At 49.1% G+C, this 13175-nt stretch carries 10 protein-coding genes; 3 read left to right on the top strand and 7 right to left on the bottom strand.

What is annotated here, in order from left to right:
• Positions 1-1728 (top strand): type VI secretion system Vgr family protein (locus ACOJS8_RS10105; protein ID WP_420148419.1); only part of this gene is annotated, 1728 nt, incomplete at its 5' end.
• Here the strand turns inward: ACOJS8_RS10105 and ACOJS8_RS10100 are convergent.
• The 5 genes from ACOJS8_RS10100 to ACOJS8_RS10080 all read right to left on the bottom strand — a co-directional run bounded on the left by ACOJS8_RS10100 (position 1729) and on the right by ACOJS8_RS10080 (position 7627).
• A complete protein-coding gene (locus tag ACOJS8_RS10100) occupies positions 1729-2490 on the bottom strand; it encodes a TssN family type VI secretion system protein (RefSeq protein WP_420148418.1) in 762 nt (253 codons plus the stop codon).
• A gap of 146 nt (positions 2491-2636) precedes the next feature.
• Positions 2637-3284: a DUF4476 domain-containing protein gene (locus ACOJS8_RS10095; RefSeq protein ID WP_420148417.1), complete on the bottom strand. Its 648-nt coding sequence runs from the start codon at positions 3282-3284 to the stop codon at positions 2637-2639.
• A gap of 141 nt (positions 3285-3425) precedes the next feature.
• Entirely contained in the window at positions 3426-4169 is a 744-nt protein-coding gene (locus tag ACOJS8_RS10090) for a DUF4292 domain-containing protein (protein WP_420148416.1), read from the bottom strand.
• 304 nt (positions 4170-4473) lie between these two features.
• Entirely contained in the window at positions 4474-5676 is a 1203-nt protein-coding gene (locus ACOJS8_RS10085; protein ID WP_420148415.1) for a S8 family serine peptidase, read from the bottom strand.
• 133 nt (positions 5677-5809) lie between these two features.
• Positions 5810-7627, bottom strand: coding sequence for a hypothetical protein (locus tag ACOJS8_RS10080; protein WP_420148414.1), 1818 nt, complete (start codon positions 7625-7627; stop codon positions 5810-5812).
• A gap of 135 nt (positions 7628-7762) precedes the next feature.
• Between ACOJS8_RS10080 and ACOJS8_RS10075 the strand changes: the two genes are divergently transcribed.
• Complete coding sequence (locus tag ACOJS8_RS10075) at positions 7763-10747, top strand: leucine--tRNA ligase (protein WP_420148413.1); 2985 nt, start codon at positions 7763-7765, stop codon at positions 10745-10747.
• 57 nt (positions 10748-10804) lie between these two features.
• Here ACOJS8_RS10075 and ACOJS8_RS10070 read toward each other — a convergent pair whose 3' ends face one another.
• Positions 10805-11359, bottom strand: a complete 555-nt coding sequence (locus ACOJS8_RS10070) for a Uma2 family endonuclease (protein ID WP_420148412.1) — start codon at positions 11357-11359, stop codon at positions 10805-10807.
• A gap of 56 nt (positions 11360-11415) precedes the next feature.
• Positions 11416-12435: an LLM class flavin-dependent oxidoreductase gene (locus tag ACOJS8_RS10065; RefSeq protein WP_420148411.1), complete on the bottom strand. Its 1020-nt coding sequence runs from the start codon at positions 12433-12435 to the stop codon at positions 11416-11418.
• Between the two features lie 174 nt (positions 12436-12609).
• Between ACOJS8_RS10065 and ACOJS8_RS10060 the strand changes: the two genes are divergently transcribed.
• Positions 12610-13175: glycerophosphodiester phosphodiesterase family protein (locus ACOJS8_RS10060; RefSeq protein ID WP_420148410.1), on the top strand; the 566-nt coding region annotated here is incomplete at its 3' end.

Genomic DNA, 13175 nt, shown 5'->3' with positions numbered 1-13175 from the left:
ACCATTGAGCAGGACTTGTTTGGCCACCATCAGTTTAGTCTCGCCGTACCGTTCGAGGATCTGGAAGATGCCAACGAGCTGTTTTTTCATGAGTCGCACCGCAATGTAGTGGGTAAAACCATTCAGTTTTCGTTCGATCCGCTGCTTGAAGACGGTTCGTTCGATTTTAAATTCAAAGGCCTTGTTACGGAGCTGTCTCTCAAAAACACCAGCGACACGTCCAATATTTTTCTGTTGAAAGGGCAGGGGATGACCATTCTGCTGGAAGATAGCCGGTTACGCCGTACCTTTCTGGAGCATAGTTTAGCCGATATCGTTAACAAGGTATTAAATCCGTACCCCAGTAATCTGCTCAAGCGGTCGGTGAACCCCAAATCGTCCGACTCACTGAAATACGTGGTGCAGTACGACGAAACTAATTTTGAGTTTCTGGCCCGGCTGGCGGCTGAGTACGGAGAGTGGTGTTTTTACGACGGGCAGAAAATCGTGTTTGGCAAACCGGACAACCAGAAAGCCGATTTTAAAGTCGATGGTACGCAAACCTTTGCCATGAGTCTACGGCTTCAGCCCGCTAAATTTCTGTACACCCGCTACGACTACGTGGCCGACGAAACGTACCAAAGCCGATCTGCCAGTCAGCAGGTCAGCGGCCTGGGCCAGTGGGGCGATTTTACCCTGGACGAATCGGAGAAATTGTTTAGCCAGGAGTCGCAATTGCCCCTGCCCAAGCTGGTGTACAAACAGCGCGAACTGGACGAGGTGGCCAAAACGCAGAAGGCCATGGAAGCCAGTCGATTGGTTGACTTTCAGGGTTTTGGCGAAAATCCAGATTTGTCGGTCGGGACCGTGATTTCAGTGAAAGGTACGCGCATTACGGAGCGAGGTACGTCCGAAGAAAACTTTGGCAATTACCGGGTCACACATATAACGCATTCGCTGGACAGCAGTGGTAACTATTCGAATACCTTCCGGGCCGTACCCGACTCGGTTACGTATCCTCCGCCGAATCCTTCTTTTCGTTTACCCGCAGGCCAGCCCGAACTGGCCACCGTGACCGATAACCAGGACCCAGATAAATTAGGTCGCGTTAAAGTAAAATTCATGTGGCCGGGGGATAACAATGAATCAGACTGGCTGCGCGTGGCTCATCCCTACACAGCCGCCGGGGAGGGAATGTTGTTTGTCCCTGAAATAAATGCCCAGGTACTGATCGGGTACGAGTCGAACCTGGCCGAATACCCATTTGTGATGACGAGCCTCTATCCCAAAAAGAAGGGTATCACCTACACGCAACGCGACAACGTCCAGAAAACAATTCAGACTAAAGGGGGGAACAAAATCAGCTTGTACGACAAGGATGGCGAACAGAAAATTGAGCTGACCAACGTTAACAAAAGTGATACGTACGTACTGATTTCCTTCGCTGATGATGGCAAGATTGAAATCGAAACCCAGGGCGACATTACCATTTCAGGTAAAGATATTCAGGTAAAGGCTCAGAATAATTTAACCCTCGAAGCCCAGAACGACATCGAACTGAGAGCCACCAACGCGATAAAAATGGAAGGAGCGGCCAGCGTAGACATCAAAGGAGCTCAAATCAAAGCCGAAGCTGATGCCACCGCTGAAATCAAAGCCAATGCTCAGCTTTCACTGGAAGGCGCACAAACCTCCGTAAAAGGCGATGCCATGGTCGAAGTGAAGGGGGGCGTCATTATGCTGAACTGATTAGCTTACCCGTCGGGCAATTACTGTCGCATTATCCGTCAGCTGATTTCGATTGAAATCCAGATCGGGGTCAAAATAAACGGAGCGCTGCCACCAGGCCGTTTTTTTTGCAAATACCCAGCCGTTTGGCTGCCCATTGGCATTAACGTACTGAATAGGGCTGGCTGGCGTACGTTCGTTGTAGTCGTTAATAAAGATCAGAAATAAGTCGCCAAGGGTCATCGCTACCGGGGCTTTGGCTTTGAAATTCGTATTATTGGCGTCGGAGGGTGTTTTAAGAAACTCAAACTGAATTACCAGGATTTTTGATAGATCGAGCAAATCTACATCCGGCATATCACCCTGAAGTGGATAATACCAAGGCCGATACGAAGCGGGTGGTATCTGTACGTAATAATGATAGGCCTCCCCAATTAAATAGGGAATAAGAAAGGGTAGTAAGCTTGTCACAAACGGCCACCGTTCAGCCAGATCGCCGGTTTGCCAGTAAGCTGCCAGGGCCATTCCCACAGCGACCAATAGGATTAGAAGAGTAGCCAACGCACCTTTTCCGAACGAAATGAATAGAGCCGGAGCAAAGCGTTTGCCTGCCCAAAGGTGCAGACAGCCCACCCCTAATGTCAGAAACTGGACCAAGCCGTAAAATTCCTGAAAGTGAGCGCTGGTAAATGTGCCGATAAAGCTCAATGCGGCTAAGAAGATACTGATCAGTAAGCCATACAGAACTTCTGAAGATAATTTTGATCGGGATAGAGGAGGCATCCGGAAAACCATTGATTCACAGCACCAATATGGAAGGAAATTTAAATATAATCTACATGATTCATGGATAAAATTGGCGCATAGCTGCCTTTGGCAAACGCATCAAATTCATCTTATCAATAAGCTATTACTTTTTAGACTTTCAGTTAACGAGTTGCTAAAAAGGCTTTCAGATCATTGACACTACTACTAAAGGAAAAACTGTCAAAGACTCTGTAAAAATTGGGTTTATCCACAATGTTGGCCCAGCAGCGCTTAGCCGCTTCTAATCGCTTTTTATCGAAGGTAAATAATTTAAGTAATTCGGCCAGTTGATCCGACGTAATAGACTGATCGGTGAGCAAGGTGCCCAACATATCAAATTTGTCGCTGTCGAGGCTTTGCTTATCGACCGCTTCCCGTATTCGATCAAACGCCTGGGCAGACATAGCTGTGCGTGCATTGGCGTAATCATAAGATCGATTGGCAGAACCTTGCTGCGTAACGCCCGGATCGCTCCAATCCCAAAAGCGACTATCGAAAGCAAGTGGAGCAACTCCCTGAATACGTAAGCCCCGACGGACGCTGAATTCAGCAAGAACGCGGTTATCAATGAGTAGATCAACCCAGTCCTGGTAAACAGTTATGTTATTCTGACTAATAGTCAACCGAGACCGTGCCGCCGGTAAATCAAAAAACCGGTAGCGTCCCGAAGAAAGAGTTAAACTTTGTTCGTTGATTGTGACGGCATATCGGCCAGGATCAACAATACGGAGAAAAAATGCGCTCTGTGCCCTGCCCACGTTGTTTATCATCAAACAACTCCATATGAGAGCTAAATAAATGTACGTTTTCATCGGAATAGGTGAAGCAAAAGGAATGGAGAGTAGAGAAACCGGTAAGACTAGCCGTTAACCAGCCGAATTCATTGCTCTTCGACAGAACATTAAGCTGAATTAGTTGGGCATTTTAAATAAAGAAGAGGTAAGCGTTGGGTTGAAAACAACATTCGAAATACGTAGACTAACTGTGTCGGGTATGCCGGGTGAATCGAGCGATAATGAAGTAGGAAATTTCAGCCCCTCAAACGTCTGATAATCACTATAGATCATCTTCATTTCGCCCTTAAGGTTAACCTTTACTTCGTCCGATTCATCCTGGTTACTGACGTACGTTTTCATTCCAGACAGTAAATACGTCGTGGCATCTACGTAGTAATTGGCCTCGCCTTCAGGTCTCATCACCTTTAGAGTGAAAACTTCTTTTCCATTCAGGTTTTCTTTCCCTACCAGGCTGACCGGATAATTATTCTGTTTCACTGTAGCCAGGTCGGCTCCCAGCATGTTCACGTTGCCTTTCAGCATATTCACTTGAGTATCCGTCAGCTTTTTGGGAACGGAAACACCCTGACGAATGCTCGTAGCCCAACCCTTGTCGCCTGAAATTACCTGCGTTACCTTCCCGACCGACAATGACATGTCATTTCGATACGCTTGTCCAACAATTACTGATACCTTGCCGGGCATAGTTGTGCCCATCACGCGCATGACCTGGTCGTACTGAAGGGTTTTGATAGCGGCAATTTTGGGAGCACCACCTAGCGCAGCTATATTCTTGTCAAGAATTTCAGCAGCTGTTTGTGCATAAGTTAGCACCGGGATAATCGATAACACCGTCAAAAAGATCCGTTGTTTTTTCATGGAATCTGGAGCTAAAACAACATTTTAGTTCAAAAGTCGTAGTTGATGTGTGCTGGCACAATAACCCGTTACACCCATTTAGTAAAATGATATGGCCCCGTCATACGTTGGATAACTGGCAAGCCCTTCAACTCATCCCGGATTCCGGAAGTCAGTACAGGCATACTGAACACCCCGATCGGAATGAAAGACCAGATTATTAGCTATTGGGTTGATTTTGATCGTTTTTTGATGCCGTTGCCTCCGTTTACGGATTCGCTGGATAGCTGGATAGCCAGATAAAGGGTTTTTACTTTTTCGGTTTCTACTGACTTGCTTCGCCTGCCATGGGATCAGGTGTGCCATCCGTATCACCCGTTACCGTTCCGTGTGTCGGTAAATTTCTACCTCGTATTAACAATAGGCCAGCCACATGCGGAGCTGCCATCGACGTGCCACTCAGCGTAGTGTATCCGCCATTTTTGTATGTCGACGGAATACGGACGCCGTACGCACAGATATCTACGCTGCTGCCGTAATTGGAGAAGGATGCAAATCGATTCAGATTATTCATGGCCGATACCGTAAAGATATTGGCGTGATTCAAGCGCGCTGGCGAATAATCATTTGCGTTTTTTCCTTCGTTTCCGGCCGCAATGGCGAACAAAATTCCCGCGTTGGCAGCCTGCGTAATGGCACGTTCGAGGGTAGCAGATGTGCCCTCTCCGCCCAGGCTCATGTTGACAACGTCGCCTGCTTTTCCGTTCTGCACGACGTAATTGACAGCCTGGATAATCCCCGACAGCCGACCGTCACCATCTTCATCCAGCACGCGTAAAGCAACCAACGTAGCGCCAGAGGCAACACCCGTTACGCCTATGTTGTTATTTTTCGCACCAATAATACCTGCTACGTGGGTTCCGTGGCCATTTTCGTCGTCAGCCGAAGTTTGGCCACTCACAAACGACTTACTACGTTGCGTATCGACATTCAAATCAGGGTGATCCAGGTCGATACCCGTATCAATGATCCAGGCAGTTTTGTTAGTTTGCAAATCGCCCCGACCGTAACCCGTTTGCTTCACATTCCAGGTCAATGTTGATGTAGTCGCTACGTCGACGCAGCTACACATCGACATGATTCGATCGGGTTCTACGAGTGCAACAGATGGATCTTGCCGGAGTTTTTCGGACTCAGCTTCGGTCAGATGAGCCAGAAAACTCGTTTGTGCACCCGAGGCCAGTATTTCGGCACGTGGATTGGCTACAGCATAATTCGTGAGCAACTGTCCAGCCAGCACTTCGGCCGCAGCAGCGCGCGCATTGGGAGAGGTTGGGAGCGATTGCGTTAGCTGATACGTAACGATATACGAACCCGCAATGGCGACTCCATTGTTGGAAGAAGCTTTTACCAAACAGTCGGCCGAAAGGGTGGTCGGTTCGATACTATTATCAGACTGGCAACCGAACAGACTAAGGCCAACCAAAGCGACGTTGGTGAGCGTCGCAAGCGGAAGAAAACGTCGCATAAACTACGTACGAAAACTTTAAGTGGAGAAAGAATAAATCGTACAGGTTTAGGCCATGCGCCGTTTCGGATCTGGTTTGTAATGAGCTATACGTAGTAAACGTAACAGACGTTGCGTTTGGTTGCCGTAATCTCTATTTTTTCAGTGGAATAAACACAACTTTTCCGGCCGCCGGAAAGCGGGTTTCGGCGATCGGCGAACCGTAGTGTTGTTCGAATACCGCCACCTGATGGGGCGTCAGTAAATCGGGGTAGAGGTTAATTCCGGCGAAATTATTTTTCTGTAAAAAACGGTCCAGAAATTGCCAGTCCTGATTTGTAAATGAATAATTCGGTTGTAGCCGTTGAGGCCAGCCATCACGCAGAAACGGCTGAATCTGATCGGGATGGAGCCGTCCGAAATATTGCCCAACTCCACTCTTGTCGTAGAACCGCCGAAAGGTGAAAACCGCGTTCTGTTGACGGTAATAGGGGCAGAGGCCTTCTTCTGCGCCAACCCCGTTAGCGCCCACTGTACAGAACGGCCAGTCGAGCACGGCAACGCCCGGCTGCTCACGAACAATGGCACAGTAACGTAGCAAACTATCCGACGCTACGTTGACAGGTTGAAATAACCGCAGATAATACCCCGTCGACCATTCGGCCAGCATCAATCCGAGAAGCAACGCAACGCCGACCTGACTAAGCCGTCGACGAGGCCAGTTGATGGGCAATGCCAGCAAACAAAGCAGTACTGGATACACCAAACTAGCACGGCCACCGTGTCGATTGAAGCTAAACCAGGGAAACAGTTTAAGTGTCGGTAAAACCACCGGATGATACAGCAAGCAGAGCACCAGCATCAGTACAATCGGCAGCCAGAGCGCCATCCGACGACGTATCTGCCAGAAACCGATGCCTGCCAATAGAGTCAGGTACAAGCCCGGACTGCCTTGCCCGTAACTCTCGAACGTATCGCGAAACCATCGCTGATACGGTATGTCGTAACTATCAATACCGGGCAAATACGGCAGAAACAACCGGATCGGATGCGACCAGGCGCGTAATTCCGGCACAGCGCCAAAATTGAATTCCCAGGCTGTAAAGGCAATTTGCAACGTAAGCGGCAAATACAGATAAAGACTGAAAAAGACCATCAGAAGCCAGAATAGCGTACCCGATTTATGCCGTTCCCATTGATCCTGTGCATACGCGATGCCAGATGAAACCAACGTAGTACGAAAACGCTGGTACAGAATAACCGCTAAAACCGGGAGCACTAACGTAGTAAACGTCAGCGCAAAGCCGGCTACGTAACCCAATTCCTGTCCCAGTATCTGTACATGCATCCAAACCCAAAAAAGTACGTAAGGCAGCGAAACCAGCTTTTTATTCACCACATCATACAGAAAGCGATACGTAGCAACGATGCACAACGTAGTCCAGTGACCGACACAGACGTTCATGTGAACGGGAAATTTCCAGATAGCGTAGAAATTAAATACCGACACAATCAAACTGACAACTATCGATTTCACTACGCCAAACCGTGTTTGCAGCAGTATGTAGGTACCAAGAGACGTAACGAGTAGCGTGTAGAGGTAGTACGTTTGCAGATAGGGGCCGGGACCACCGAACAACACGTAGCAGAGTCGATACCAATAATCGCGCTCGAAGCCCCAGTCCAGAAATACCTGATTGGTGCCGTATGGGTAAAAGGTTTGCGTATTGGTCAGGTTAAGGTGCGGAAACGGATTGAACGACAGGTTTTTGGTGAAAAAATAACCCACGTATTCAAACTGATCGGTATCGCTCCCGTCGGAAAGTGGATGACTGAAATCGCCGATGATCCAACTCCCTAAAGCGGCTGTCAGCACCCCTAACAGGATCAGCCCGAACCAGCTTCGCGTATGGCTTTCAGTTGTCAAACCATTTCCTGAAGAAAGGTAAGAATACGTACTAAGCTGGCTCATTCGTAGAGATTACGGGTTGATCGACGGTGCGGGTAGACAAAAGTCTTTGTAAACGGCTATTTTTGCAAAAAATTAAGTTAGGCGGCTGCCCTGCCGCACTGAATATCGGCGGCTTTTAAGGCTGCATTCACAATTATGGCTGACTACAACCACCGCGAAACGGAAAAATATTGGCAACAGTTTTGGGATAATCACGATACGTATAAACCTGAAACGCAGACAAATAAGCCCAAGTACTACGTATTGGATATGTTTCCGTATCCATCGGGAGCGGGTCTGCACGTTGGGCACCCGCTGGGATACATTGCGTCGGATATTGTTGCACGGTACAAGCGCCTGAAAGGGTATAACGTACTGCATCCAATGGGATTCGACTCCTTTGGTTTACCCGCCGAGCAGTACGCGATCCAGACCGGGCAGCACCCGGCAATTACGACCGAGCAAAACCGCGAACGGTACATCGAACAGCTAAAAAACATCGGATTTAGTTTCGACTGGACCCGCGAAGTCCGCACCTCCGATCCCGCGTATTATAAATGGACGCAGTGGATTTTTATGGAACTGTTCCGTTCGTGGTACAACCGCGACACCGACCGGGCCGAACCCATCGAAACCCTGCTGAACAAGTTTTCAACGAACGGCACCACGGATGTAAATGCCGTTTGTGACGAAGATGCACCGACATTTACGGCTGCCGAGTGGAACGCCATGTCGGCGCAACGGTCGTACGAAATTACCTTAAAGTATCGCTTGACGTATCTAGCCGATGCCGTTGTGAACTGGTGTCCGGCGTTGGGTACGGTATTGGCCAACGATGAAGTAAAAGATGGCGTATCGGAACGGGGCGGGTACCCGGTCGAGCAGAAGCTGATGCGGCAATGGATGATGCGCATCACGGCCTACGCTGATCGTCTGCTGACCGGCTTAGAAACCGTCGACTGGACGGAATCGCTGAAGGAACAGCAACGAAACTGGATTGGAAAATCAGTAGGCGCTTCTGTGAAGTTTGCGGTTGAAAATTCTCCGGCTACCATTGAAGTCTTTACCACCCGCGTTGACACGATTTATGGTGTTACGTTCATGGTGCTAGCTCCAGAGCATGAGCTGGTTACGCAATTGACCACGCCCGAACAGCGTGAAGCCGTAGAGAACTACGTAAATGCCGCTAAAATGCGTTCTGAACGCGACCGGATGGCCGATACAAAAGCCGTTTCGGGCGTATTTACGGGCAGCTATTGTATTAACCCGCTCAACAGCGAGAAGGTACCCATTTATCTGGCCGACTACGTACTGGCGGGTTATGGTACGGGTGCGGTCATGGCCGTACCGTCGGGCGATCAACGTGACTGGAACTTTGCAACGCATTTCGGCTTGCCGATCATTCCAATTCTGGACGCGCAGAAAGACATTGACCAGCAGGCCGATAACACGAAAGAAGGCCGTTATATCAACTCAGGTATTATCGATGGTATGACGTATCAGCAAGCCACACCAGCACTGATTTCCTGGCTGGAAGAAGGTGGCTTGGGGCGGGGAAAAGTAAATTTCCGGATGCGCGACGCCGTGTTTAGTCGTCAGCGGTATTGGGGTGAGCCGGTGCCCGTTTATTTCAAAGATGGTGGCGACGGCCAACCGTTACCTTATCTCATTGACGAAAGCGACCTGCCGTTAGAATTACCTGCTATCGACAAATACCTGCCTACCGAAACCGGCGAACCACCACTGGGTCGCGCCGAAGGCTGGAGATACAAAGGGCAGTATGAGTACGAATTGAGCACCATGCCTGGCTGGGCAGGTTCGTCGTGGTATTGGTATCGTTATATGGACCCGAATAACGACAACGAGTTTGCGAGTAAGGATGCCATCAATTACTGGCAGAACGTCGACCTCTACATCGGTGGCACTGAACACGCAACGGGTCACTTGCTCTACAGCCGCTTCTGGAACAAGTTCCTGAAAGACCGGGGCTACGTACCGCAGGAAGAGCCTTTCAAAAAGCTCATCAACCAGGGCATGATTCAGGGACGTAGCAATTTTATTTATAGGCTTAACACAAGTAATTATTTCGGAGGTGCAGCGGATGTAGAAGTAGTCTTTTTGCCAAGTATTCCCCCAATATTTATATCAAGTAATCTAAAGGAAGGGGTCGAAAATAGTGATATGACAAAGATCAAATATTTAAATGATCGTATGATGGAGATTCAACAATCACTCTGGCAAAAAAATCCAGAAACGAACAGCAGAATCATTTATAATCTTCCATCTAGATCGTTAACGACGCCACTGCATGTTGACGTAAACATTGTCGAAAATGACGTACTGAATGTTGAAGCCTTTAAGGAAGCACGGCCTGATTTAACAGAAAACGCCGAGTTTATCTTTGAACCGGATGGACGTTACGTAGTAGGAGCGGAGGTTGAAAAGATGTCGAAGTCGAAGTTCAACGTAGTGAATCCCGATATGATCGTGGAGAAGTACGGCGCGGACGTGTTACGGCTTTATGAAATGTTCCTGGGACCGCTGGATCAGGCGAAACCGTGGAATACGAACGGCATCGATGGCGTGTATCGCTTCATTCGCAAGTTCTGGCGGTTGTTCTACAAAGATAACGTAGACGGACCGAATACCTGGCTCGTAACCGACGAGCAGCCAACGCCCGCCGAACTGAAAATCCTGCACAAAACCATTCAGAAAGCCGAAAGCGATATTGAAGCCTACTCGTTCAATACGTCGGTGAGTGCATTCATGGTTTGTGTCAACGAGTTAAGTACGCTGAACTGCCATAAGCGGGCCATCCTGCAGGATCTGGTATTGATTCTGTCGCCGTACGCGCCACACATTACGGAAGAATTGTGGGCGGCTCTGGGCAATGAAGCGGGTACGATTTCGAAAGCGCAGTTCCCAGCGTTCAACCCGGCTTATCTGGTGGAAGATGCGTTCGAATACCCGATTCAGATCAACGGCAAAGTGCGTACCACGATCAGCTTCGCCATCGACCGCGCACCCACCGAAATCGAACGCGAAGTACTGGCCGACGAAATTGTTCAGAAATGGCTGGATGGTAAGACGCCGAAAAAAGTCGTCGTCGTTCCCAAACGAATTGTGAACGTAGTGATTTAAACGTAGTGTGGGCAGGTTTGAGAACCTTCCCTCACTACGTTTAAAGGCAAAAACACGCTAAGATTCAGGCTGCGCAAACAGCGTATTGACACTAATGGTGAAACCTGGTAGAACAGGTGCCGCCGAGCAGACGTCATCTTCGAGACAAATAGTTACATGTTTACGGGAGGTGTACACATAAACGACTTCCTGCTCCGGGTTGATGTTCCAGATCACCTGAACACCCGCCTTAAAATATTCGGCGATTTTCTCTTCAATTCGATAAGCCTGATCCGTTTCCGATAAAACTTCGATTACAAAGGCTGGTATAACGTCTTCACCACTTCGGGCGTGTTCTACCTGTCCGTTCGTGAAATAAGCGATGTCAGGTCGGCGCATTTGGATAGGAGTAAGCATCACATCTGGCTCAGCCATCAGCATCCCTTTCTCATGATACCCTTTTTCGATAAATAGCCTGTTCAGAATGCCGTAGATGAAATACTGTTTTTTTTTCATGCCTGAAAACCGGATGATTTCCCCATCGTTCCATTCATACTTGAATCCGTCGTTGGGTTCCCAATCAATAAAGGCTTCCAGCGTTTGAGGAAATAGTGGACCGGACGCTTGTAGCATGACGTTTGTTGTTTGGGTGAATTTACGACCAGAATAGGAAGAAATTGTCACAGATGTCAGGCCAAACTGGCTTCCGACTGCTGAGTCGCCAGCGCGTCACGTACCTGCGCGGTCAGCGTGAGCGAGTATTTGCGGGCTTCGTGGTCGAAAACAGGTGCCGAGATAATCAGTTCGTCGGCTTTCGTCTGATCAATGATGTCGGCCAATTTGCGCTGTACGGTTTCCGGTGAACCAACGGCTGAGAAACGTAATGCCTGCTCAACACCCGCCTGCTCAAACTCTGACCAAAACTCATCCATGTTATCAACGGGCGGCTGCATCTGCCGGGCTTTTCCCCGACGAATAGCCAGAAACTGCAGTTTCATAGATGTAAACAACCGTTCGGCTTCGCGGTCGGTGTCGGCCGCAATGACGTTAACGGCTACCATTGCGTAGGGTTTTTCCAACTGATTCGATGGCTTGAATTTCGCTCGATAGACAGCCAGTGCCTGCATCAGATCGTTTGGGGCAAAGTGCGACGCAAAGGCATAGGGCAAACCCAGCGCAGCGGCCAGTTGCGCCCCAAACAAACTTGATCCCAGAATCCAGATTGGAATGTTCAGCCCGTTGCCCGGTACCGCCTGAATAAACTGGTTCACGTCCTCATCGGGCTGAAAATACTGCTGTAACTCAACCACATCCTGCGGAAACGTATCGGGGCCGGTCAGATTCCGACGTAATGCCCGTGCTGTCATTTGATCGGAGCCTGGCGCCCGACCCAATCCCAGATCAATTCGGCCGGGGTAAAGCGATTCTAACGTACCAAACTGCTCAGCAATGACCAGGGGCGAGTGATTCGGCAACATAATCCCGCCAGAACCGACGCGAATGGTTTTGGTGCCGCCCGCTACGTAGCCAATCACCACCGACGTAGCGGCACTAGCCACACCCGGCATATTATGGTGTTCGGCCAGCCAGTACCGATTATAGTTCAGTTTTTCAGCGTGTTGCGCCAGATTGAGTGTATTACGTAGCGCCTGCGTAGCGGTGTTTCCGGCTACGATGGGCGATAAATCCAGAATTGAAAAGGGAATCATAGTTCGTTTTCGATGAGATTAATGAAGGATGAGTTACATCCTCGATACGTCAATTCAGGGTGGATTCGAGTACCTTTGTGACTTTTATCAACAACGTTCCATAGCGGATCGGTTCCTGAGTCCATTACGCGCTGTGATGGTTTGGCAAGCCGCCCGTCACTTAGTTATCATAGCATGAAATACGCTTTTCTGATGGGGATGGGCTTATGCCTGACCGCCTGCGCTCCCAAAACAACTACGAATCTTTCGGCTCGGGAAACGACTGATTTCTTTCAGTATAAACCCAATCGGGCGCCACTTATTTCGGTTCATCGGGGTGGGGGCGACCTGAAAAACTACCCCGAAAACTGCATCGAATCCTTTGCCTACGTAGCCAGTCAGATCAGTACGTCGGCGCATCCGGCCATTATCGAATGCGATATTGATCTGACCAAAGACAGCGTGATGGTGATGATGCACGACGCTACGCTCGACCGGACCACGAATGGCACCGGCAAGCTCATCGACAAAACCTACGCCGAACTTGGCCAGTATCGGCTGGAAGACAATATGGGAAACGTAACGCCCTACAAAATTCCGACGCTGGAAAACGTACTGCGTTGGGGTAAGAATCGGGTGTATTTTACGCTTGATGTGAAACGGAACGTATCGTTTGCAAAAGTGGTTGAGATGATTCACAAAACGGGGGCAGAAGCGTATTCCTGCGTGATTACGTATAATGCGCAGGATGCGGCCAAAGT

The sequence above is a fragment of the Spirosoma sp. genome (assembly GCF_048594605.1).
Classification (GTDB): Bacteria; Bacteroidota; Bacteroidia; order Cytophagales; family Spirosomataceae; genus Spirosoma.
The sequence above is the reverse complement of the archived record's forward strand: the minus strand, read 5'-3'. Positions and strand labels throughout refer to the sequence as shown.

Excerpts from the sequence above, each read along its gene's own strand:
- ACOJS8_RS10100 (WP_420148418.1), bottom strand. The coding sequence starts at position 2,490 with ATGCCTCCTCTATCCCGATCAAAATTATCTTCAGAAGTTCTGTATGGC.
- ACOJS8_RS10095 (WP_420148417.1), bottom strand. The coding sequence starts at position 3,284 with ATGATAAACAACGTGGGCAGGGCACAGAGCGCATTTTTTCTCCGTATT.
- ACOJS8_RS10090 (WP_420148416.1), bottom strand. The coding sequence starts at position 4,169 with ATGAAAAAACAACGGATCTTTTTGACGGTGTTATCGATTATCCCGGTG.
- ACOJS8_RS10085 (WP_420148415.1), bottom strand. The coding sequence starts at position 5,676 with ATGCGACGTTTTCTTCCGCTTGCGACGCTCACCAACGTCGCTTTGGTT.
- ACOJS8_RS10080 (WP_420148414.1), bottom strand. The coding sequence starts at position 7,627 with ATGAGCCAGCTTAGTACGTATTCTTACCTTTCTTCAGGAAATGGTTTG.
- ACOJS8_RS10075 (WP_420148413.1), top strand. The coding sequence starts at position 7,763 with ATGGCTGACTACAACCACCGCGAAACGGAAAAATATTGGCAACAGTTT.
- ACOJS8_RS10070 (WP_420148412.1), bottom strand. The coding sequence starts at position 11,359 with ATGCTACAAGCGTCCGGTCCACTATTTCCTCAAACGCTGGAAGCCTTT.
- ACOJS8_RS10065 (WP_420148411.1), bottom strand. The coding sequence starts at position 12,435 with ATGATTCCCTTTTCAATTCTGGATTTATCGCCCATCGTAGCCGGAAAC.